At 70.4% G+C, this 21,868-nt stretch carries 18 protein-coding genes; 16 read left to right on the plus strand and 2 right to left on the minus strand.

The annotated features are described in order from the left end of the window. Positions 1 to 45: 45 nt before the first annotated feature. The gene (locus CACI_RS05730; protein ID WP_012785376.1) at positions 46 to 972 is read right to left on the minus strand and encodes a LysR family transcriptional regulator; all 927 of its coding nucleotides are present in this window, start codon (positions 970 to 972) and stop codon (positions 46 to 48) included. 94 nt (positions 973 to 1,066) lie between these two features. Between CACI_RS05730 and CACI_RS05735 the strand changes: the two genes are divergently transcribed. From CACI_RS05735 to CACI_RS05750, 4 genes are all read left to right on the plus strand, one after another. Next, positions 1,067 to 1,762 carry a type 1 glutamine amidotransferase domain-containing protein gene (locus CACI_RS05735; protein WP_012785377.1) on the plus strand — a complete coding sequence of 232 codons (696 nt, stop codon included), beginning with the start codon at positions 1,067 to 1,069 and terminating at the stop codon, positions 1,760 to 1,762. A 177-nt stretch (positions 1,763 to 1,939) separates the two neighbouring features. Then, positions 1,940 to 2,956 (plus strand): NADP-dependent oxidoreductase, encoded by a 1,017-nt coding sequence (locus CACI_RS05740; RefSeq protein WP_012785378.1) that lies wholly within the window; start codon positions 1,940 to 1,942, stop codon positions 2,954 to 2,956. A gap of 148 nt (positions 2,957 to 3,104) precedes the next feature. Then, positions 3,105 to 3,761 carry an SDR family oxidoreductase gene (locus CACI_RS05745; protein WP_012785379.1) on the plus strand — a complete coding sequence of 219 codons (657 nt, stop codon included), beginning with the start codon at positions 3,105 to 3,107 and terminating at the stop codon, positions 3,759 to 3,761. Positions 3,762 to 3,765: 4 nt separating this feature from the next. Further along, the gene (locus tag CACI_RS05750) at positions 3,766 to 4,596 is read left to right on the plus strand and encodes an aldo/keto reductase (protein WP_012785380.1); all 831 of its coding nucleotides are present in this window, start codon (positions 3,766 to 3,768) and stop codon (positions 4,594 to 4,596) included. Here CACI_RS05750 and CACI_RS05755 read toward each other — a convergent pair. Then, on the minus strand, positions 4,580 to 5,320 hold the full coding sequence (locus CACI_RS05755) for a hypothetical protein (protein WP_012785381.1): 741 nt from the start codon (positions 5,318 to 5,320) through the stop codon (positions 4,580 to 4,582). The two genes, CACI_RS05750 and CACI_RS05755, sit on opposite strands and share 17 nt — an antisense overlap. Before the next feature lie 51 nt (positions 5,321 to 5,371). On the opposite strand from CACI_RS05755, the gene CACI_RS05760 reads away from it, so the two are divergent. From CACI_RS05760 to CACI_RS05815, 12 genes are all read left to right on the plus strand, one after another. Next, positions 5,372 to 6,256 carry a Gfo/Idh/MocA family protein gene (locus CACI_RS05760; protein WP_012785382.1) on the plus strand — a complete coding sequence of 295 codons (885 nt, stop codon included), beginning with the start codon at positions 5,372 to 5,374 and terminating at the stop codon, positions 6,254 to 6,256. A gap of 44 nt (positions 6,257 to 6,300) precedes the next feature. Then, positions 6,301 to 7,044, plus strand: coding sequence for a potassium channel family protein (locus tag CACI_RS47535; protein WP_012785383.1), 744 nt, complete (start codon positions 6,301 to 6,303; stop codon positions 7,042 to 7,044). Between the two features lie 3 nt (positions 7,045 to 7,047). Continuing rightward, positions 7,048 to 7,659, plus strand: a complete 612-nt coding sequence (locus tag CACI_RS05770; RefSeq protein ID WP_012785384.1) for a DedA family protein — start codon at positions 7,048 to 7,050, stop codon at positions 7,657 to 7,659. 89 nt (positions 7,660 to 7,748) lie between these two features. Further along, the gene (locus CACI_RS45155; protein ID WP_012785385.1) at positions 7,749 to 9,890 is read left to right on the plus strand and encodes a protein kinase domain-containing protein; all 2,142 of its coding nucleotides are present in this window, start codon (positions 7,749 to 7,751) and stop codon (positions 9,888 to 9,890) included. Between the two features lie 100 nt (positions 9,891 to 9,990). Further along, positions 9,991 to 13,500: an FtsX-like permease family protein gene (locus CACI_RS05780; protein WP_012785386.1), complete on the plus strand. Its 3,510-nt coding sequence runs from the start codon at positions 9,991 to 9,993 to the stop codon at positions 13,498 to 13,500. Continuing rightward, on the plus strand, positions 13,497 to 16,340 hold the full coding sequence (locus tag CACI_RS05785) for a hypothetical protein (RefSeq protein WP_012785387.1): 2,844 nt from the start codon (positions 13,497 to 13,499) through the stop codon (positions 16,338 to 16,340). Before CACI_RS05780 ends, CACI_RS05785 begins: the two co-directional genes overlap by 4 nt. Before the next feature lie 39 nt (positions 16,341 to 16,379). Next, positions 16,380 to 17,372, plus strand: a complete 993-nt coding sequence (locus tag CACI_RS05790; RefSeq protein WP_012785388.1) for an STM4015 family protein — start codon at positions 16,380 to 16,382, stop codon at positions 17,370 to 17,372. A 9-nt stretch (positions 17,373 to 17,381) separates the two neighbouring features. Then, positions 17,382 to 17,660 (plus strand): hypothetical protein, encoded by a 279-nt coding sequence (locus CACI_RS05795; RefSeq protein ID WP_041540081.1) that lies wholly within the window; start codon positions 17,382 to 17,384, stop codon positions 17,658 to 17,660. 2 nt (positions 17,661 to 17,662) lie between these two features. Further along, positions 17,663 to 18,634 carry an STM4015 family protein gene (locus tag CACI_RS05800; protein WP_012785389.1) on the plus strand — a complete coding sequence of 324 codons (972 nt, stop codon included), beginning with the start codon at positions 17,663 to 17,665 and terminating at the stop codon, positions 18,632 to 18,634. Then, positions 18,631 to 19,707 carry an STM4014 family protein gene (locus CACI_RS05805; RefSeq protein WP_012785390.1) on the plus strand — a complete coding sequence of 359 codons (1,077 nt, stop codon included), beginning with the start codon at positions 18,631 to 18,633 and terminating at the stop codon, positions 19,705 to 19,707. The genes CACI_RS05800 and CACI_RS05805 overlap by 4 nt, the downstream gene beginning before the upstream one ends. An 11-nt stretch (positions 19,708 to 19,718) precedes the next feature. Next, positions 19,719 to 20,528: an STM4013/SEN3800 family hydrolase gene (locus tag CACI_RS05810; protein WP_041540082.1), complete on the plus strand. Its 810-nt coding sequence runs from the start codon at positions 19,719 to 19,721 to the stop codon at positions 20,526 to 20,528. Further along, positions 20,528 to 21,865, plus strand: coding sequence for an STM4012 family radical SAM protein (locus CACI_RS05815; protein ID WP_012785392.1), 1,338 nt, complete (start codon positions 20,528 to 20,530; stop codon positions 21,863 to 21,865). The genes CACI_RS05810 and CACI_RS05815 overlap by 1 nt, the downstream gene beginning before the upstream one ends. Positions 21,866 to 21,868: the final 3 nt, after the last annotated feature.

Consider the following 21,868-nt stretch of genomic DNA (forward strand, 5'->3'; position numbering starts at 1 on the left):
GTCAACAGGGGTGATCGAATTCGGTGACCGGAACCGGTGCGCCGATCAGCACTCGTGATCGGCCCACCACGCCTTCGCGGCGGCCAGCAGATGGTGGCGGACCAGCGCCACGTTCGGGTTGGCGGAGCCGCCGGGTCTGCGGACGAGGTAGGCGGTGTTCAGGGGTGCTTCGTCGGGCTCATGGAGCAGAGTCAGGGTGTTGGCATCCAGCTCGGCGCGGCACAGGTATTTCGGGAGCGCGGTCCAGCCCGCGCCGGCGACCGCCGCGGTGCGGATGCCGCGCAGATCGGGGACGGTCGTCAGGCGGGTCGGCGCGGTCAGCTGCTCGTTGAAGACGTAGCGCCAGTAGCGGCGGATTATCGGCAGGTCCGCGTCGTAGGCGAGCAGCGGTACGTCGACCAACGCGGCCGGAAGCCCTTTGCCGTTCAGGTATTCGGGGTCCTTCAGCCGTTCGGCCCAGACCGGTGCCGCCACCAGGACGAACTCCTCGTCGGCGAAGGGTTCTGAGATCAGGCCTCTGCTGTTCGGGCGCCGGGTCGAGATCACCAGATCGTGGCGGCCGGAGCGGAGTTCGTCCAGCAGATCGTCGGTCAGGCCGGTGGAGACGCGGAGCTGGATACCGTCGGCGATCAGCGGCGCCAGCAGTCCCATGCCGACCGCGCCCAGGAACTCCGCCGGTCCCGCCAGGTGGACGGGCTCGGTGGCCGGTGTGTCGGCGTCGTCGGTGAGTCCGGACAGACGGTCCAGCGGCGAGGCGATCTGGGCGGCCAGTCCGTCGGCGTAGGGGAGCGGCGCGACGCCTCGCGCTCGGCGTTCGAAAAGTTCGCGGCCGAGGCGGGTCTCCAGCGCGCGGATCTGCGTGGTGACCGTCGACTGGGACAGCCCGAGCAGGTGCGCGGCCGCGGTGAAGGAGCCGGAACGGTGCACCGCGAGGAACGTGCGCAGCTGGTTGAGGTCCAAGGGATCGGTCATGCGCCGAGGCTACCGGCAAGCCATCGGGAAATCGATATGAGCCATCGGAGTGCCCATTGGTGTCGATAAGTTCACGAGGTTTACTGTCGAGGGCATGGCGAAGATCCTGATGGTTCTGACCGGTGCCGACTCCTGGACGCTGAAGGACGGCACGAAGCATCCGACCGGCTTCTGGGCCGAGGAGGCGGTGGTGCCCTACCAGGCGCTGACGGCCGCCGGGCACGAGGTGACGGTCGCGACTCCCGGCGGCGTGGTGCCGACCGTGGACGCCGGCAGCCTGTCGGCGCAGTTCACCGGCGGCGAGGAGGGCGCGCGGCAGATGTCCGACGCGCTCGCGGCGATGGCCGGGCTGCGCAGTCCCGTCGCGCTGGCCGACGTCTCGGTCGGCGACTACGACGCGGTGTTCTACCCCGGCGGGCACGGCCCGATGGAGGACCTGGCCGAGGACGCCGAGTCCGGCCGGCTGCTCACCGCGGCGCTGGGCTCCGGCAAGCCGCTCGCGGTGGTCTGCCACGGTCCGGCGGCGCTGCTCGCGGCGCACGGCGTGGACGGCGTGTCGGCGTTCGCCGGCTACCGCGTCGCGGCGTTCACCAACGAGGAGGAAGCCCAGGGCGGTCTCGCCGACAAGGCGAAGTGGCTGCTGGAGGACCGCCTGGTCGCCGACGGCGTGGTGGTCGACAAGGCCGCGCCGTGGACGCCGCACGTGGTCGTGGACCGGAACCTGATCACCGGGCAGAACCCGATGTCGTCCGCTCCGTTGGCGGCGGAGCTGCTGAAGGCTCTTGGCTGACTGCTGACTGCTGACTGCTAACTGCTGACTGCTGAGCGCTGACCGCTGGCTTGATGCGCTGCGGCGCACGAGTGGCAGCGCCGCCGGGGCTCGGCGACGATGAGAACGCCGGGCCCGCCTCCTTTCACCCGTTCGACCCCTTTGTCTGATCCCCTCTTCACTCGTTTGGAGTAACCCGTGTCCGTCGCCAGTCGTGAATGGCAGCTGATCGCACGTCCGGTCGGCGAGCCGAAGGACTCCGATTTCCGTTTGGTGAGCACCGAGGTCGCCGACCCCGGGCCCGGCGAGGTCCTGGTGCGCAACACCTGGCTGTCCGTCGACCCGTACATGCGGGGTCGGATGGACGACGTGCCGTCCTACATCCCGCCGTTCCAGCTGAACGAGGCGATGACCGGCGGCGCGGTCGGGGTCGTGGTGGCGGCCGGGGACGGCGCGGCGGTGCCGGTGGGGACGACCGTGCAGCACTTCGAGGGCTGGCGGGAGTACGCGCTGCTGGACGGGACGAAGGTGCAGCCGCTGGACGTCACGCTCGCGCCGCCGCAGGCGTATCTCGGCGTGCTGGGCGTGACCGGTCTGACCGCGTACGTCGGGCTCACCGAGATCGCGCCGGTGAAGGAGGGCGAGGTCGTCTTCATCTCCGGTGCGGCCGGCGCGGTCGGCTCGGTCGCCGGGCAGATCGCCAAGAAGCTCGGGGCGGCGAAGGTCATCGGCTCGGCCGGCGGTCCGGAGAAGGCGCGCCGGCTCAAGGAGGACTTCGGCTTCGACGCCGCGATCGACTACCGCGAGGGCCAGCTGCGCGCGCAGCTGAAGCAGGCGGCGCCGGAGGGTATCGACGTGTACTTCGACAACGTCGGCGGCGACCACCTCGACGCGGCGCTGACGCGCATGAACCTGTTCGGGCGCATCGCGCTGTGCGGCGCGATCTCGGCGTACAACGAGAAGGAGCGGCCGTCCGGTCCGGCGCACCTGTCGAACGCGATCGGCAAGAGCCTGACACTGCGCGGGTTCACGATCGGGCACCACATGAAGACCTTCCCGGAGTACATCGGGAAGGCCGCCGGGTGGCTCGCGGACGGTTCGCTGCGGGCCGACGAGACCGTCGTCGACGGGATCGAGAACGGGCTGAACGCCTGGTTCGGGCTGATGAGCGGGGCGAACACCGGCAAGATGCTGGTGCGGCTGCCGGAGGCGTGAGCTGTTTCGAGGCGGCTGTCTGATCATCAGACTCGTCCGGAGTCTGGTTCGGATCCAGTGCGGGTCTGGTCCGGAGTCTGATCCGGAGTCTGGTCCGAACGGTCGCCTCGACCTCCCGTTCGGCTCCCAGGTGGGATAGGGAGGACGCATGCGTATCGTGATTGCGGGCGGCCATGGACAGATCGCCCTGTTGTTGGAAGCGCGGCTGAGCGCGGACGGTCACACCGTCCAGGGACTGCTGCGGCGTCCCGACGGCGCCGACGATCTGGTGGCCGTCGGCGCCGAGCCGGTCGTGTTCGATCTGGAGAGCGCGACCGCCGCGTCGCTGGCCGAGGTGATCCGCGGCGCCGACGCCGTGGTGTTCGCGGCGGGCGCGGGCGCCGGGAGCAGCGCTGAGCGGAAGTACACGGTGGATCTGGGCGGCTCGGTGCTGTTGGCCGACGCCGCCGAGCTCGCCGGGGTGCGGCGGTTCGTGCAGATCTCGTCGATGGGCGCCGGGGCGCCGGCCGCGCCGGGGTCGGACGCGACGTGGGTGGCGTACCTGGACGCCAAGACCAAGGCCGAGGACGATCTGCGGTCGCGCGATCTGGACTGGACGATCATCCGTCCCGGCGGGCTGCTGAACACGCCGGGGTTGGGCCTGGTGCACCTGGTCCCGCACACCGGGCGCGGGACTGTTCCGCGCGCCGACGTCGCGGACGTCCTGGCGGAGATCATCGAACAGCGCGCCGGGATCGGTCAGACCCTCGAGTTGGTGTCCGGGTCCACCCCGATTTCTCAGGCGGTCGAAGCCTGGAAGGGATGAGGAAATGCAATACATCACTTTGAATGACGGCGTTCAGATCCCGCAGGTGGGTTTGGGCGTCTGGCGGGTCTCCGACGCTGAGGCCTACGGCGCGGTCACGACGGCTCTCGAAGCCGGTTACCGCCACGTCGACACCGCCGCCGCCTACGAGAACGAGGGCGGCGTCGGCCGCGCGATCCGGGACTCCGGCATCCCGCGCAAGGACGTGTTCCTCACCACCAAGCTCTGGAACGGCGACCACGGCTACGACGCCGCGCTCCGCGCCTTCGACAAGAGTCTGGAGCGCCTCGGCACCGAGTACGTGGACCTGTATTTGATTCACTGGCCGGTCCCGGAACAGGATTTGTATATCGAAAGCTGGCGTGCCCTGGAGAAGATCCACTCCGACGGCCGGGCCCGCGCGATCGGCGTCTCCAACTTCTCCGCCGAGACCTTGGAGCGCCTGGTCAAAGAGTCCAAGAAGGTCCCCTCGATCAACCAGATCGAACTCCATCCCTACTTCTGCCAGCCCGCGATGCGCCAGCTGAACGAGAAGCTCGGCATCGTCACCGAGGACTGGAGTCCGCTGGGTCAGGGCGGCGACCTGCTCCAGGAGCCGGTGCTGACGCGCATCGGCGACGCCAAAGGCAAGACCGCGGCGCAGGTCGTGCTCCGCTGGCACATTCAGCTCGGCGACGTCGTGATCCCGAAGTCGGTCACCGCCTCGCGCATCGTGGAGAACATCGACGTCTTCGACTTCGAACTCACCAGCGCCGAGATGGACGAGATCACGGAGCTGCGGCGGGACGACGGCCGGATCGGGCCGGATCCGGACCACTTCAATTATGTGGGGTGAGTGTGTAGGTGAGGAGCGCCTCGGGTGAGCGTGCCCGGACACTGATCCAGGCACCGTCGGCGACGTGGGCGAGGATGTCGTCGCCGACGTACCAGGCGGTCTTGTACCAGTCGGGCTGGATGCAGGGGAGGGCGGTGAGGCCGGTTTCCTCCGGGCGGCCGTCGCCGGGTCGCGGTTGCCAGGCGGCGGTCAGGTCTTCGTCGTCGCCGATGATCGTCTCGGTGATCAGGGCTTCGACGAGGGCCAGGGACAGCTTGTCCGTCCAGGGCAGCCACTTCTCCTCGGCCTTGTCGGCGAGGTCGGGGCGGAGGTAGGTCGGCGGGTCTTCCTGGTGCAGGTCCGCCAGGAGGACGCCCCAGGTGCAGACGCCTTGGTTCTCGTCGCGGAAGGTGAGGGCGCCCTCGTAGATCTCCAGGTCCTTGGGGGTGGCGAGGGGGTCCTGGTTGCGGGTGAGGTCGTCGCGGCGGCCGAAGAGTTTCAGGGCTTCGCGCAGGGCAGCCGGGAGGGGGTGGCCGAGATCGGCGGCGGCGGTGTCGAGGTCTGCGTCGGTGTAGCCGTCGGCGGCGGTGGCGGTCAGGGGACGGTCGGACCAGTCAGCGGCTATCAGTTCGGCTACGTGCCAGGCGGCGGCGCGGTCGCCGGGGGTGGTGACGGCGGTGTGGAGGGCCGCGGATATGCGGGCGGCGGCGGTGTCGGCTGCCGCGTTCGCTGCGGTGTCGGTCATGGGCTCACACCGTAGCGGCGGGTGGCGTCATCTTGCGCGACCATGGGGTCTATGGACGAAGACGTGTTCGAGGTCGCGGTGATCGGGCTGGGAGGCATCGCGAGCAGTGCGTACCTGCCGGTGCTGGGGACGCGCGCTGACCTGCGGTTGCGGCTGATGACGCGTGATCGGGCGCGGCTCGACGCGCTCGGGGCGGCGTACCGCGTGCCCGCGGAGTGCCGCTTCACGGAGATGGACGCGCTGCTCGGCGACGATCTGCCGCAGGCGGCGTTCGTGCACGTCGCGACGGTCGCCCACGTCGAGATCGTCGCGCGGCTCCTCGACGCCGGCGTCCCGACCTATGTCGACAAACCACTGGCCGACTCCCTCACCGAGTCGCGAGCGCTGGTCGAGCACGCCGAACGCACCCGCACACCCCTCATGGTCGGCTTCAACCGCCGCCACGCGCCGGCCTACGTCGCCGCCGCCCGCGCCCCACGCGAGACCGTGATCCTGCAGAAGAACGAGGCGGACGCCCCGGGCGTACTCCGCGACATCGTGTTCGACGACTTCATCCATGTGGCCGACACCCTCCGCTTCCTCGCCCCCGGCGAGGTCTCCGACGTGACAGTCTCCGGCCGCGTCGAGGACGGCATGCTCGAACACGTCGCACTGACCCTCTCCGGACCCGGCTTCACCTGCTTCGGCACCATGAACCGCCGCGCCGGCGCAAAGGGCGAACGCCTCCAACTCATCGGCGACGGCCACTGGCGCGACATCCGCGACCTGGCAGACGGCCCGACCGGCTGGGCACCGGTGGGACGCGTCAAGGGCATCGAGCAGATCTGCGAGCACTTCCTGGCGGCAGTACGCGGCGAGACGCAGTTCCCGGATCTGCAGGACGCACTCGCCACGCACGAGCTGTGCGAACAGGTGGTGGAACGGCTGGATGGGTGACAGGGCTGCGTCACCCGGGCGCGGACAGGGAAGACAGGTACCTGATGAGCGACCAGGGCGAGGCAGCGGAACCGGGGGAGCCCGGCGGAGGCGGAAGCGCGGGCGGCGGCGATGATGTCGGCGGCTCGAGCGGCGCTGCTCGCGGTGGTGGGGTTGGGCGTGGCGGCGAGGGCTATGGCGGGCAGGCTGCTGGGGCTGGGCGCGACAGCGATGGCGATGGCGATGGCGGGCAGGCAGCCGGAGCGGGGCACTCCAAGCCGCACCAGGCCGGCCACCAGCGTCACATCCCCGCTCAACTTCTTCTCGCGCTGGGCGTCCTGGGTCCCGTACTCCTCACCACCGCTTACTTCACCATTCCCTTCGGGGTGCTCGGGCCGAAGCATCGGGTGCTGTCGTGGCTGATCCTGGCCGGGCTGCTCACTCTTTTGGCCGTGGGCATGGTCATCACCACCAATCGCACCCTGACTGACCGCAGCGGCCGGTACCGCCACCCCGGGCTGGTCATCCTGCTTCTGTCGTGGGCGGCGATTCTGACATTCGCCGCCAGCTACTGGGCCATGGCTACACGGGAAGGGCAGTTCGTCGGGCTTCAGACCAGGCTCGACGCGCTCTACTTCACCGGCGTCACCATGGCGACGGTCGGCTATGGCGACATCCATCCCACCGGGCAGGTCGCGCGGGGGGTGGTGCTGGTGCAGCTCGTCTACACCGGTGCGTTCCTGGTCGGGGGGATCACGGCGGTGCGGACGCGGACGCGGGCCAAGTTCGTGCGGCGGATGGAGGGCTAGGGGATGCTCGATTGGCTCAGCAGCCTGCCGCCTGCGCTGATCTATGTCGTGGTGGCGCTGCTGGTGTTCGCTGAGGACGCGCTGTTCGTCGGCTTCGTGTTCCCGGGGGAGACGGCGGCGGTGATCGGCGGGGTGCTGGCGAACCGGGGGACGGTGTCCATCTGGGTGCTGGCGACCGTGGTGGTGGTCGCGGCGATCGCGGGGGACAGCGTCGGCTTCGAGGTGGGGCGGCACTACGGCGTGCGGCTGCTGGACGTCGGGGTCCTGCGACGGCACAAGGTACGGATCGACAAGGCCCGGCAGCTGATCCGGCGCCGCGGGCCCGAGGCGGTGTTCCTCGGACGGTTCGTGTCCTTCTTCCGGGCCCTGATGCCGCCTCTGGCCGCCATCTCCCGCACCCCCTACCGGAAGTTCCTGCTCTTCAACGCCCTCGGCGGTCTGGTGTGGGGCGTCGGCTTCACTCTGTTGGGCTACTTCGCCGGCGCCGCCTACTCGCGCGTGGAGCACCTCGTCGGCGGGATCCTCGCCGGGGTCGTCGCGCTGATCGTGATCGTCGGGCTGATCGTGTGGCGCGTCCGGCGCGGCAGAGCGGAGCGTGCCGAGGAGGAGGGCTGACGTTCAGTCCGCCAGTGTGAGCAGCAGTCGAGCGCGCTCCGCAACCCGCACCACTAGTCGAAGCGACCGCGCCGTGACAGCGTGTCAGGGTGAGTGATTCTGGGGATTGGGGCGCGCCTGGATACACCGAGATCCGGGTGCTCGGGTCGGGAGCCACGGGGCGGGTCGTGCTCGCGCGGGAGGATGCGGGCGGGCGGTTGGTGGCGATCAAGTACCTTGCCGCGCGGCTGGTGGGGGACCCTGTGTTCGCCGAGCGCTTCCGGCGGGAGGCTGAGCTCATGGCGCTCGTGCGGGATCCGCATGTGGTCGAGGTGTTCGGGCTCGTGGTCGCCGCGGACGGGCAGGGTGTCGCGCTGGTGATGGAGGCGGTCGAGGGACCGACTCTGCGGGCCCTGCTGGGACGCGGGCACGGGTCGCCCGAGGCTGCGCTGGCGCTGCTGCGCGGGTCGCTGCTGGGGCTGGCCGCGGCGCACGACCGGGGCGTGGTGCACCGCGACTACAAGCCGGACAACGTGCTGGTGGACGCCCACGGCGAGAGCAAGCTGACGGACTTCGGCATCGCGTCGCCGGCAGGGCAGGGCGTGCCGGCCGAGGGCACGCCGGCGTACATGGCACCCGAGCAGTGGAACGGCTACCCGCCCGCGCCCGCGTCGGACATGTACTCGGCGGCGGTGGTGTTCTACGAATGCCTGACCGGAATCCGGCCCTTCCGCTCGGAGACCCTGGCCGAGCTGCGAACGCTGCACGAATCGGCGCCCCCACCGCTGGACCAGGTCCCGCCGCCGGTACGCGCACTGGTGGAGCGAGGACTCGCGAAGTATCCAGGGCAACGATACGGCGATGTGCGGACCTTTCTGGCCGACGTCGAGGCGGCGGCGCTCGCCGGGTACGGAGCGGACTGGCTCGAGCGCGGAGTCAGGGACCTGGGTTACGTCGCCGCGGGGCTGATCGCCGCGGTGCCGCTGCTGGCTTTGGCCGCGGGCGCGACGGCGGGGACGGTGGGGGTCGCGGGAGCTGCGGGAGCTGCCGGAGCTGTGACGGGAGCAGCTGGAGCGGCCGGGGCAGCGGGCGTTGTCGGCGGCGCGGCGGGAGCGGCTGGGGCGGCTGGCACGGCAGCAAGTGCAGCCGGTGCGGCTGGGGCGGCAGGAACTGCGGCGAGTGCAGCCAGCGCGGCGAGCGCTGTCGGATCCGGTGCTGGGGCTGCGGGAGCCGGGACCGGGGCAGCTGGCGCCGGAGCGGCAGGTGTCGGCCAGGCGGCCACCCAAGCCGGCGTCCAAGGTGCGGTTCAAGCTGGTCAGGCTGGTGGTCAAGCTGCCGGCCATGCCGCTACTCAAGCCGCCGGTCACCTTGGTGCGCAAGCCGCCGGGCATGGTGCCGCTGCTCAAGCCTTCGGTGGTGCGGCGTCGGCTCATGGGGCGGCGGCGCAGACTTTCGGTGGGGTCGGGCATGCGGTGGCGGGTCATGCTGCTGTTCATGGCTCCACTGCTGCCGGTCAAGTTCTTGGCGATGCCGGTGGGCACGCCGCGCAGGCCGCGCAGCACACTCGGCGTGCCGCGCGCTGGACGCGGCATGGGGCGAAGCTGCTGCATGGCAAGGCGCTCGCGGCGACCGTTGCGACCGTCACCGTTGCGGCGGCGGGGACCGGGGTCGTGGTGGCGGCGACGGGGAGTACTGATCCGAAGGCTGCGGTGGCGCAGGCGGAGGAGTCCACGTTGCGTGCGTTCGGGCGCGGCGATTTTCCCACGATGTGCGACAGCATGAGTGCCGCGTTGCTCAAGCTGTACTCCGGGACGCAGGGGTGCCTGAAGCTCATGGCCAGTGCCAATGGCTTCGTGTCCGCTGCCGGCGCCTCGCTCGCCGACGAGCGCAAGGCCGCCAGTGCCGCGACCGTCGATGCGTCGCAGGTCACTGTCAACGGCGATACCGCGGTGGTGCCCGCGGCGGCGGTGCACATCAAGTTCCCCGCCATCACGATCATGGGGCAGACCGTGCCGTTCCGGATGAACGACGTCACCTGGGTCAAGGAGAACGGCCGCTGGAGGATCGGCATGCCCAAGAACATGCCGAGCGAGTTGCCGACGCAGCTGTTTACCGGCGGCAGCATCCCGACCGATTTGTTCCCGACCGACCTGCCGACTGACTTCCCGACCGATTTGTTCCCGACGGACCTGCCGACCGACCTGCCCACGGACCTGCCGACCGATTTCCCCACGGACCTGCCCACCGGCTGACCGCCCGAACCGCCCGGCAAGCACGACATCAGCGGCTCTCCAACATCACCAGTTGGTAACGACCGCAACGCCCCCGCTCAGGCGCCCCGTCCTACACCGTATGAGCCGTGTCCCCGTAGCAACCGGCGGCGTGCTGCCGGGCCTGGTCGGCAAGCGTGCGATCGCCCAGCGCATGCTCCTGCTGGCCGCCCTGGCGGTGCTCCTGCCGGCGCTGGTCCTGGTCACGCTCATCCGCATGCACGGCACCACCGCCGAGCGCGACGGCGTGCGCAAGGCGCTGAGCACCCTGCCCGACGGGGAGCGCACCGTGACAGCGCTCTACAACATCGGCTCCCGCTTCCCGGCGGATCCGACCACGCGCGTCGCCTTCCTGTCCGGCATCGAGCACCAGGTCCACGCCGCCTTCACCGGTGTGGACACCGATGTCGTCCACGAGACCGCGACCGCTCCCTATGGAGTCGTCGGGACCGGTGCCGCCGCCGCTACCGCCGCCGGCGCCACCCCAAATCAGGCCACGTACTCCGTCTACTTCCTCGGCAGCAACGAAGCCACCCACCACGCGCGCCTCGTCGCCGGCGCCTGGCCCGCCCCGGTCCCCGCCGACGCGCAGCCGGGCACCCGCACCGCCTCCGGCACGGAGTTCGAAGCCGCGATCCCACAGACCGTCGCCACGGCGAACCACTGGAAGGTCGGCGACGAGGTCGACACGCAGGCGCGCATGGACGGCGCGGAGCAGCGCTTCAAAATCGTCGGCGTCTACACGCCGGTCGACACCTCCAGCGACTTCTGGCAGGCCGAGGCTTATAAGGGCACTGGCAAAGGCCAGGAGGACCTGCCCACCTTCGGCCCGGCGTTCGTGGACCAGAGCGTCACCGCCGGCCACCTGCTCCAGGTCCGCCAGGAGACGGTGATCGCCTCCCCGGACTTCAGCACCATCCAGACCTCCGTCGCCGCCACCCTCCAGAACCGCCTCGCCGCCCTCGACGGTTACCTGGCCAAAGCTGCCAACAGCGTCGACTCCGACATCCACACCACCGTCGTGGACCAGCTCACCCCGCAGACCCAGGGCATCGACGGCGACCTGCGCATCAGCAGCCGCCTGAACCTGCTCCCGGTGGTCGAGCTGGGCTTGCTGGCGTTGACCGCGCTCGTCCTGACCACCCGCCTGCTGTCCGAGCACCGCCGCGAGACCGATGGTCTGCTGCGCGCCCGCGGCGCCTCGGTGCGCGGGCTGCTGCGGGTCGGCGTCGCCGAAGGGCTGGTGCTCACCGCGCCGGTGGCGGCGGTCGCGCCGTTCCTCGCCCAGCTTCTGGAACACGGCCTCACCTCCAGCCGCTGGTCCACCGCGCACGACAACGCCCCGCCGATCTCCTCCGACCTGTGGGTGGTCGTCGCGGTCGGCGCGCTGGCCACCTTGCTGCTGCTGGCTTTGGTGCCGGTGACGTCCTCGGCCAGCTTCGTCGGCGTCAAGCGCGAACGCAGCCGCTCCCAAGTGCGCACCGCCGTGCAGCGCACCGGCGCGGACGTCGTCGTGGTCCTCCTCGGCGCCGGCGCGCTCTGGGAGCTGACGCGCTTCGGCAACGACCCCTCCCACAACGGACCGCTCAGCGTGCCGCAGGTGGTCGCGCCGTCGGTACTGCTGCTCGCCGGATCCCTTGTCCTGCTGAGGGTTCTGCCGCTGATCGTCGGTCCGTTGGAGTACGTCGCCGCGCGCCGCCGGGCCGCCGTCCTCGCCCTCGCGGGCTGGCGCGTGGGACGCATGGCGCGGACCTACGCCGCCCCGATGGCCTTGCTGATCATGGCCGTCGCGGTGGGAACGCAGGCCACTGTCTTCCTCGCCTCCGCCGACCGCTCCGCCGCCGACCAGGGCGCGCACCTGGTCGGTGCCGACGTCCGCGCCGCCGACATCCCCGGCGGCCATCTCGCGGTCAGCGGCTCGTTCGCCGCCGTGCCGGGGACCGGCGCCGGGTTCGCCGCGGCGCGCGAGAGCCTGTTCTTCGGATCCGGGCTCCAGCAGCTGCCGGTCAACGTCCTGGGCATCGACCCGGCGCGCTCGGCGAACGTGGTGGATCTGCGGTCGGATCTGGCGGACAAGAGCTGGCCCAAGCTGTCGGCGCAGTTGGCGACTCGCGGCTGGGACGCCGACGGCATGTCTGGCGGCGTGGCGTTGCCCGGCAAGCCGACCAAGCTGACCCTCGACGTCCGGTACCAGGGGCAGAACGCGAAGCCGGGCGAAGCCGGCAGCCTCGGCGCGCTCGATGTCCAGGCCGAGGTGGTCGACGCGTACGGCGCCGGCGTCGTCGTGGACTTCGGCGGCGTGCCGGCGGCGGACGGTCAGACCCACACCCTGAGCGGGAAGGTCGACGCCGAAGGCGGAACCATCGCTTATCCGCTGCGGATCACGGCGCTGTCCATCGCCTACCACGCACCGCTGTGCTCCTTCTACGACCAGCAGGGCAATGTCGTCCCGAACTGCGCCGTCCAAGCCGGCGGCGAGGGCAACGCCCAGAACGTCACCGTGGACGTCGGGAACCTGACCGCAGACGGACAGCCCGCAACGCTCCCGGCCGGGATCCAGGCGCACGCCTTCGGCGAGGCGAAGCCCGGCAGCACCGATTCGGACACGTCCGGGACCAGCGCCGCGCAAGCCGCCTACAGCGTCGGGACGACCTCCGGCTCCGGGCTCGTGCACTTCACCGAGTACTCCGGCTTCGGGACCTCGACCGCGCCGATCGTCACGCACACCGTGGATCTGTCGCGCTCCGACGCCTCCGTCGGCGACGTCCCGGTCCTGGCCTCCACGCAGCTGCTGAACACCCTCGGTCTGAAGGTCGGCGACTCCTACACCACCAAGGCTTTCGGGCCCGAGACGCGCGTGCACTTCGTCGGCTCGGTGCAGGCGATGCCCGCGCCGTACCGCGTCGGCGATCCCGCTCCCGGCGCTCCGGCCGAGAACGCCGCGCTGATCGTGCCGATCGGCTTCCTGGACCGGGGGGACCTGGTGTCCAAGTCGGTGAACGAGCAGCTCGAGTGGTGGGCCAAGGCAGGCGGGGGCACGTCGCCGACGCAGCTCGCCGATCGCTACCGGGCCCTGCACAACGGCGCGCTGGTCGCCGCGCCGGCCGTCAGCGACCGCACCGCGCAGGCCGCGGTCATCCGGGACGACCCGATCCGCAGCGGCATGAAGCTGACGCTGGTGATCGCCGCCGGCGCGGCGCTGCTGTTCATCCTCATCGGCTTCGCGCTGCACTCGGTCATCGCCATGCGCGAGCGCACCACCGAACTGGCTCTGCTCAACGCCCTGGGACTGTCCAAGCGCCGCACCGCCGCGATGCTGCTGGCCGAGAACCTGCTGCTGGTGGTCCTCGGCATGGTCGGCGGCGGCGCGCTGGCGGTGCTCACGATCCGATCGGAACTGCCCTTGCTGATCCTCACCGACTCCGGACAGGTGCCGATCCCCAAACCGGTGACCGTGGTGGACCTGCCGGCGCTGGCCGGGGTCGGGGCGGTGGCCGCCGTGCTGCTGCTCGGGCTGGTCGCGCTGGTGTCGCTGACGCGGCGCACGGACGGCGTCGGCGGCACGCTGCGCCTGGGGGAGGACGGCCGATGAAGACGCCGCGCTGGTTCGCCGAACTCGGCCCGGCCCGCCTGGTGCTGGCCGCGCTGGCGCTGTTGGCCGCCGGGACCGCCGCGACGGCGGTGGCGGTCCCCGCCGACACCAAGAAGTCGGACGCCTTCATCGTCAGTTCCCTGATCGGCAAGGCGCAATGGGCCCACCGCGACCTGGTGGCCTCCGCGCTCCCGTTCTCCACCGACGCCGCGTATCCGAAGTCCGCCTCCGACATCTCCTCGGTCGCCTCGGCGAATCTGGCGGCGCTGCCGGACGCCCTGAACCACCTGGTGTCGCAGACCTCGATCACCCGGCAGTACGACCACCTGCTGCCCGTCCGGAACCCGCCGGCGAAGCTGGCCGACCCGGCGTGGCTGCGCTTCGACTGGGCGCCGCGGCTGGACGACACGGTGCGGTACGTCTCCGGCGGCGCGCCCGGCAAGGAGACGGTGAACGCGAAGGTCGACCCGGACGACGGGTTCGTCAAATCACTGACGATGATGCTGCCGATCGCGGTGTCGCAGTCGACCGCGGACCGCTTCGGGCTGACCGTCGGCACGGTCGTGGACATGAACACGCCGGTATCTGCCAGCAGTCTGCAGTTCCAGATGTCCGTTCAGATCGCCGGGATCTTCGCGCCCAAGGCCGGTGTCGGCGGGGACGATCCGCTGTTTCGCATCGCCGACAAGCCCGATCCGCAGCTCACGACCGTCTGCCTCGGCGGCGCCAAGGGCTGCGACCAGTCGGTCGACGTCTGGGAATCGGACGTGTTCGTCAGCCGTCCGGAGGCGATCGCGACGATCTCCAGCAGTACCCGGACCGGGGAGTACACGACGGTCTACGACTACGTCGTCGATCCGGCCCGCCTGACTCCCTCCGCGCTGACGGCCGTGGGTCCGGCGCTGGACCAGGCGTTGCTGGGAGTCAGCGATCTCAAGGGCAACGTCCAGTTGAAGACCGGGCTCAAGGACTTGGCGAGCAGTATCCGCAGCACGCAGTCCGACAGCCATCAGCTGGCTGCCGTCGTGCTCGGTGCGTTGTCCGCGGGGGCGTTGGCGGCGCTGTTCCTCATGCTGCGGCTGACGGTGATGCGGCGGGCCGCGTACGTCACGCTGTGCCGGGCTCGGGGCGCTTCGCCGGTGCGGTTGGCGTTGCGGCACGCGACGCAGGCGGCGGTGGTCGTGGGGGCGTTCGCGGTGCTGGGGGCGGTCGGGGCGGTGCGCGCCGGGCGTGGCACGCTGCGCGATCCGGCGGCGTGGTCCGGCGTGGTGCTGGTGACGGTGGTGACGTTCGCGGTGGTCGGCTACCTGGTGTTCCGGGCCGGGGACCGCGTCGTTTCGCAGCGGCACGAGGCGGTCGGGGAGACCGCGCGGACGCGGCGGATCGTGCGCGACGTCGGGCTGCTGGTGGCGGCCGGCGGCGCGTTGGCGGTCTACCGCAGTCAGGGTTCTGCGAATCCGGACGGTTCGATCGACTGGATCGCTGTCGCCGCCCCGGCTCTGCTCGCCTTCGCTGCCGGGATCGCCGCGGTGCGGTTGGTACCGGCGTTGTTCGGGCCGGCGGTGCGGGTGTTGGCGCGGCGTCGGGGGGCGGTCGGCTTCGTGGCCGCCGCGTTGTCCGGACGGCGGGTGCCGGTGGTCGCGGCGCCGTTGGCGGGGCTGGTCGTGGTGGTCGCCGCCGGGATGTTCGCGGCGGGGTACGACGCTTCGGTGACGCAGAAGGTGCGGGACGACAGCGTGCGCGCCGTCGGCGCCGCCGCGCGGATCGATGCCGAGCCGGACTACAAGGCGGTGTTCCCGGACGGGTTCGCCGCTGCGGCGGCGAAGGTTCGGGGCGTGCACAGCGTTTTCACCGCCCGGGCGGACGCCGGCGGGATCGCGCAGATCACCGCGGACGGCATCCCGCAGCCGCGGCCGATCACGGTGATCACCGTTGATCCGGAAGCTTTCCGGCGGGCGGCTGCGGCGGCGTTGTCGGACGCCTCGGCGCGCGGGCAGGAGGTTCCGGCGAGCTGGCCGGTGCCGCCGAAGGCGGACGGCACGGTGACGGTGCTCGCCTCGCCGGGGCTGGCCGGGCTGTACTCCGGGTCGGTGTCGGTGTCCCAGACGGCCGGGTCGTTGAAGGCGGTCATCGGGGGCTATGTGGACGTGCCGTTGGCTGATTCGGTCGAGGACCGGGGCGGGTCGGACTACGTCGTGGTGCCGGCCGGCGAGGTGCCGATGGCCGATCCCGGGAAGCCGAACGTCGCGTGGCTCAGCGGGGACACCGGGGCGGTGTCGGTCTCGGCGTTGCGGGCGGTGCCGGGGGTGAGTGCGAGCTTTGTCGTCACGACGTTGGGGGACGTGCAGTCTCAGGCTTATCGCCAGGGGCGGGTGACGGCGGCGCGGGACGTGTTCCACCTTGTTGAAGCGCTCTGCGTCGGATACTTCGCGCTGTGTCTGTTGCAGTTGCTGACCGCGACGCGTGCGGTCAGCCGGGACAGCGCTCTGCTCCTCCAGGTGTTCGGGCTGGGGGTGGGGCGCAGCCGGGTGGTCGCGACGCTGGTGCCGTTGCCGGTCGCGGTGCTGGCGGCGGCTGCGGGGCTCGGGATGGGGGCGGGGTTGTCGCCGTTGCTGGGGTCGCTGAACCACGGTCCGGGCGGCGGGGACGACGGCTCGGTGGTGGCGGCCGGCTCGATCGGGTGGGGGTGGACGGTGCCGGTCGTGGCGCTGGTGCTCGCGATGACGGTCGGCGGCGTGCTGCTCGACCAACTGCTGCGGCGGCCGCCGGAGTTGTCGGTGCGGTTGCGGGACGCCGAATTCGAGGAGCGGGACCGGATCGGAGTCGGCGGCGGCTGGTAGAAAGGCCTGCATGACAACCAGCCACCTGGAGGCGGCCCCGTGATCGACAGCGAGTGCGCCGCGCTGCGGCAGTGGGGCGGGCTGCCCGTGTTCACCCTGCCGGGCCAGGACCTCGAGGACTTGGCGGACTGGCCCGGCGACGTCGAGGTCCCGGCCGACACCGCGTCCTGGGCCTGGCGCGTGGAGGTCACGGAGTTCGACGGTCTGGACTATCTGGAGCTCTTCGACGCCTTCCTGCGCACGATGGACACCGCCGCCACCGCCGCCATCACTGCCTTCATCGTCGGCAACTGGGTCACCAGCGACACGATGAGCCTCACTTCCGCGGACGTCTTCGCACCCCTGGTAGCCGCCGCCGACCGCTTCCCGAACCTGCGCCACCTGTTCCTCGCCGACATCGAGGCGGGGCAGTTCGAGATCTCCTGGATCAAACACAGCGACCTGACGCCTCTCCTGCGCGCCTTCCCGAAGCTTCAGACCTTCGGCGTACGCGGCAGCGAGAACCTCGCCTGGGAGCAGCGTGCCTATCCCGAACTCAGGGAACTGACATTCCAGAGCGGCGGCCTCCCCCCGGCGGTGGTCCGCGCGGTCGCCGCCTCGGAGTTCCCAGAACTGACCGACCTGGAGCTCTACCTCGGCGACGCAGAGTACTTCGGCGGCTCCGAGCCAACAGACCTCGCGGGCATCCTGGAAGGCACCACCTTCCCCAAGCTCCGCTACCTGGGCCTGCGCGACGCCGAGAACGCCGACGACATCGCGGCCGCAGTGGCCCACGCCCCGATCGTGTCACGCCTGGAGGTCCTCGACCTCTCCCTGGGTACCCTCGGCGACGAGGGAGCGGCGGCACTCCTCGCAGGCCAGCCATTGACCCACCTGAAGAAGCTCGACCTCCACCACCACTTCATCTCCGAGCCCATGCAAGAACGCCTCCGCGAGGCCCTCCCCGGAGTCGACCTGGACCTCTCCCGCCACGAGGAACCCGACCAATGGGACGACGGCGAGGAGAACCGATTCGTCTCGGTCGCCGAGTAGGCGGCGGCGATGCGGCTGACCATGCGACTCAGGGGGCAGCTGGCGGAGTTCGGCGGGTTGCCGGTGGCGGCGTATCCGCCGCATCCGGACGCGGCTTGGTTTCCGGGCGCGGCGGCGCCGCTCGCCGGCCAGCCGCCAGCGCACCTGCGGACGCTGGACCTGAGGCACCACTTCATCTCCGCCGAGATGCGGAACCGGCTGCGCGCCGCGTGGCCGGGCGTCGATATCGACCTGTCCCTTGCCCGAAGCGATTCCCCGAGACCCCGCGCTGGCGCGGTGGCGGAGTGACCATGTCTTTCTACGAGCACATCACAGAGTTCGCCGGTCGGCCGGTCGTGGACTTCCCCGCCGACCCCGCGCTGCCGACGCCGGCCGAGGCCGCCGATCCCGGCGCCGTGGCCTGGCGCCTCGACTGCAACAAGGACGGCGAGTACTTCGACCTCGACTTCCCCGACCTGCTCGCGGCGTTCCTCGAGCGGGTACCGAGTACCTGCGTCGAGGCGCTGGTCACCGGGCAGTGGCTGGAGTGGGGCGAGGACGACTGCACCGTCGTGCGCGATCTGGTCGCGGTCGCCGACCGGCTGCCGGCGTTGCGGGCGCTGTTCTTCAATGACCTGATCGACGAGCAGAGCCAGCCGTCGTGGATCTACGTGCCGCAGGTGGGTCCGCTGCTGGACGCCTTCCCGAACCTGGCTGAACTCTGGGTCCGCGGAACGCCCGAAGGCATGGTCAGTGCCGAGGGCATCAACCCTCTGATTCCAGCGACGAAACACGCCGCGCTGCGCAAGCTCGTCTTCCAGTCCGGCGGCCTGCCCGCCAGCACGGTCCGCGCCGTGGCCGAGTGCGAGTTCCCCGAGCTCACGCACCTGGAGATCTACCTCGGCGACCCGAACTATGGCGGCGACGCGACCGTCGCAGACCTCGCTCCCCTCCTAGAAGCAGGACGCTTCCCCCGCCTGCGGCATCTCGGGCTGAAGGACTCCACGATCCAGGACGCCGTGGCAGCGGCAGTCGCGCAGGCGCCGGTCGTCGCGCAGCTGGAAACGCTGGACCTGTCCCTGGGAACGCTTGGCGACGAAGGTGCGGCGGCGCTGCTCGCCGGGCAGCCGCTCGACCACCTGCGCCGGCTGGACCTGAGCCACCACTACCTCTCGCCGCAGATGCAGAGCCGGGTACGGCAGGCGTGGCCGACCGTCGAGATCGACCTGTCCGACGCTCAGCGCGAGGATCGATGGGGTCGGTACATCGCGGTGGCTGAATGAGAGCCCTGAGCACCCCGACGTTCCCGCTGCGCTTCGCCGTCGTCGGAAACCCGGACAACCGCCGGGTGACGCTGTTCGCCGACGCCGTCCGCGAGGAAGGCTTGCCCGAGCCGCGGATCGTGCCGTGGCTCGACGTGCTGCGCGGCGACGCCGAGTTCCACTCCGGCGAGTTGGTCCGCGTCGACTCCCCAGGCGAGGACGCCGAGGTGACCCGGCTGCTGCGCGGCTCGGACGAGCCGATCGACATGTACCGCGTCGAGGGCACGCGGCAGTGGTATCAGGGTTTTGCCACAGTCCTGGAGAAGCTGGAGCACGCGATCGACGACGCCGGCGCGGCACGACTGTTCACCGCGCAAGGCGTGGCCACCGCCTTCGACAAGCAGGCGACGCACGCGCTACTGACCGACGCGGGTGTACCCGTGCCGCCAGTCGCCGCACCAGACGGCACGGAGTCGGCGTTCATCAAGATCCGGCACGGCTCCTCGGCATCCGGCGTCGTCGCCATGACCGTGCGCGGTCCGCGGCGGCGCGCGGTGACCTCGGCCGAGCTGGTACGCACCGAGACCGGCATCGAGCTCTACAACTCGCTGACCGTCCGTACCTACCTGCGCGACGAGGACATCGACGACGTCCTCGCCGTCCTCGGACGCGACGGGCTCCACGCCGAGCGCTGGGTCCGCAAGCTGAGCATCGCCGGACGCGGCTGCGACCTGCGTGTCGTCACAATCGGCGGACGTGCCGCGCATGCCGTCGTGCGCACCAGCACGTCCCCGATGACGAACCTGCACCTTGGCGGACAGCGCGGCGATCTGGCAGCGTTCCAGGCACTGGTCGGAGAGAAGCGCTGGCTGACGATCCTCGACATCGTGGAGTCGGCGGCGGCGTGCTTCCCCGGCGTGCACTGCCTCGGGATCGACGTGCTGCCCGGCGCCGACGGTCTCGACCGCATCGGCGAGGTCAACGCCTACGGCGACCTCCTGCCGAACCTCATGGGACTTCCGGGCACCCCCTGGGAAGGCGTCGGTACCTACCGCGCCCAAGTACGTTCGCTGATAGGCCGCCACGCACCATGACCAGACCCAGCATGCACTCGATCGTCGGGAGTCACGACCTCCTGTTCGTCACCCTCGACACCCTCCGCCACGACGTCGCCGTCGAAGAACTCGCCGCCGGCCGCCTCCCGAACCTCGCCCGAGTCCTTCCCGACGGCTGGGAGCGGCGGCACACGCCGGGCTCGTTCACCTTCGCCGCGCACTCCGCGTTCTTCGCAGGCTTCCTGCCGACGCCGGACACGCCAGGGCGGCATCCGCGGTTGTTCGCCGCACGCTTCGGCGGCAGCGAGACCACAGCCGAGGACACCTGGGTGTTCGACGAGCCGGATCTGGTCGCCGGGCTGCGCAAAGCCGGGTACCGGACCGTCTGCGTCGGGGGAGTGGGGTTCTTCAATCCGGAGAGCCGGCTCGGGCAGGTGCTGCCGGGTTACTTCGACGAGTCCCACTGGTCGGCGGCGACCGGCGTGACCGACCCGGATTCTTTCGCCCACCAGGTCGGCGTCGTGGAGCAGGTGGTCGCGGCGCAGCCGGAGGAGCAGCCGCTGTTCCTGTTCGTGAACGTCCCGGCTCTGCACCAGCCGAACTGGTTCTATCTCGACGGCGCGACCAAGGACGCCGGTGACACGCGCGCGTCGCACGCGGCGGCTTTGCGTTACGTGGACACGCACATCGGGCGGCTGTTCACGCTCATGGCGGCGCGCCGCGCGTGCTTCACCATCGTCTGCTCCGACCACGGAACCGCCTACGGCGAGGACGGTCACGTCGGGCATCGCATCGGCCATGACGTGGTCTGGACGGTGCCCTATGCCGATTTCGTGCTGCCGAAGGGATATGAGGGCTGATGCTGAACGGTCCCTACGAGTCCTACGTGTACGCCTATCCGCACAAGACGGCGTATCGGCCGCTCGTGCCGAAGCCGCTGCTGTCCGACGTCTGGCGCGGCGAGGGTCGCGATGCGCTCTCCTTTTATACGCATATCCCGTTCTGTGAAGTCCGCTGTGGTTTCTGCAACCTGTTCACTCGAACCGGCGCGCCGGAGTCGCTGACGACGGCGTACCTCGACGCTTTGGAACGGCAGGCGATCGCGGTCCGTGCGGCGCTGGACGAATCCGGTCCCGCGCCCCGCTTCGCCAACGCGGCGATCGGTGGCGGCACGCCGACGTATCTGAGCCCTGATGAGCTTTCGCGGCTGTTCGACATCGCCGAGAAGGTGGTCGGCGTCGGTCTCGGCGCGATCCCGTTGTCCGTCGAGGCGTCGCCGGCGACCGCCACCCCCGACCGGCTGACGGTGCTCGCCGAGCGCGGGACGACGCGGCTCAGCCTGGGCGTGCAGAGCTTCGATGACGTCGAAGCCCGCTCGGCGGTGCGTCCGCAGAAGGCAGCTGACGTCTTCGCCGCTCTGGACGCCGTCCGCGCCGCCGACATCCCGGTGTTGAACGTCGATCTGATCTACGGCATCGAGGGGCAGACCCGCGAGTCTTGGCGGGCTTCCCTTCAGACAGCTTTGCGCTGGATGCCGGAGGAGATCTATCTCTATCCGCTTTATGTCAGACCACTGACCGGTCTCGGTCGACTGAACCTGAACCATGACGCCGAGTGGGACGCGCAGCGTTTGGATCTCTACCGCTGCGGCCGCGATTTCCTGCTGGAGAACGGCTACGAGCAAGTGTCCATGCGGATGTTCCGCCGCCTGGACGCGCCGGTCGTCGAGGGCGGCGAGGACTACGCCTGCCAGACGGACGGCATGATCGGTCTGGGCTGCGGCGCACGGTCGTATACCGCGTCGCTGCACTACTCCTTCGACTACGCGGTCTCGGCGTCGGAAGTGCGCGGGATCATCGACGAGTACGTTGCGACCACCGACTTCAGCCGCGTCGAGGTCGGCTATCGGCTCGATGCGGATGAGCAGGCACGCAGGTTCCTGATTCAGTCGCTGCTTCAAGCGGACGGGATGGAGCGGGGCGACGCGGTTGAGCGCTTCAGTGCGGAGCTGGCGTTGCTGAACGACCGCGGCTTCCTGGAGTCGGTGTCGGATCGGGCATCGGCTTCGGCATCGGCTTCAGGAGCAGACGGTCGGCTGCGGCTCACCCCCGAAGGCCTCGCATGGTCCGATGCGGTCGGCCCGATGTTCTTCTCCGAGCAGGTGCGCGCCGCGATGCGCGCCTACGAGCTGAAGTAGGGC

Origin of the sequence: Catenulispora acidiphila DSM 44928 (assembly GCF_000024025.1) — a bacterium.
Classification (GTDB): Bacteria; Actinomycetota; Actinomycetes; order Streptomycetales; family Catenulisporaceae; genus Catenulispora; species Catenulispora acidiphila.

Coding starts and splice junctions, on each gene's coding strand:
- CACI_RS05745 (WP_012785379.1), top strand. CDS start 3,105: ATGCGTATCGTGATTGCGGGCGGCCATGGACAGATCGCCCTGTTGTTG.
- CACI_RS05730 (WP_012785376.1), bottom strand. CDS start 972: ATGACCGATCCCTTGGACCTCAACCAGCTGCGCACGTTCCTCGCGGTG.
- CACI_RS05805 (WP_012785390.1), top strand. CDS start 18,631: ATGAGAGCCCTGAGCACCCCGACGTTCCCGCTGCGCTTCGCCGTCGTC.
- CACI_RS47535 (WP_012785383.1), top strand. CDS start 6,301: ATGAGCGACCAGGGCGAGGCAGCGGAACCGGGGGAGCCCGGCGGAGGC.
- CACI_RS05750 (WP_012785380.1), top strand. CDS start 3,766: ATGCAATACATCACTTTGAATGACGGCGTTCAGATCCCGCAGGTGGGT.
- CACI_RS05780 (WP_012785386.1), top strand. CDS start 9,991: ATGAGCCGTGTCCCCGTAGCAACCGGCGGCGTGCTGCCGGGCCTGGTC.
- CACI_RS05795 (WP_041540081.1), top strand. CDS start 17,382: ATGCGGCTGACCATGCGACTCAGGGGGCAGCTGGCGGAGTTCGGCGGG.
- CACI_RS05755 (WP_012785381.1), bottom strand. CDS start 5,320: ATGACCGACACCGCAGCGAACGCGGCAGCCGACACCGCCGCCGCCCGC.
- CACI_RS05735 (WP_012785377.1), top strand. CDS start 1,067: ATGGCGAAGATCCTGATGGTTCTGACCGGTGCCGACTCCTGGACGCTG.
- CACI_RS05770 (WP_012785384.1), top strand. CDS start 7,048: ATGCTCGATTGGCTCAGCAGCCTGCCGCCTGCGCTGATCTATGTCGTG.
- CACI_RS05760 (WP_012785382.1), top strand. CDS start 5,372: ATGGACGAAGACGTGTTCGAGGTCGCGGTGATCGGGCTGGGAGGCATC.
- CACI_RS05785 (WP_012785387.1), top strand. CDS start 13,497: ATGAAGACGCCGCGCTGGTTCGCCGAACTCGGCCCGGCCCGCCTGGTG.
- CACI_RS05800 (WP_012785389.1), top strand. CDS start 17,663: ATGTCTTTCTACGAGCACATCACAGAGTTCGCCGGTCGGCCGGTCGTG.
- CACI_RS05815 (WP_012785392.1), top strand. CDS start 20,528: ATGCTGAACGGTCCCTACGAGTCCTACGTGTACGCCTATCCGCACAAG.
- CACI_RS05810 (WP_041540082.1), top strand. CDS start 19,719: ATGCACTCGATCGTCGGGAGTCACGACCTCCTGTTCGTCACCCTCGAC.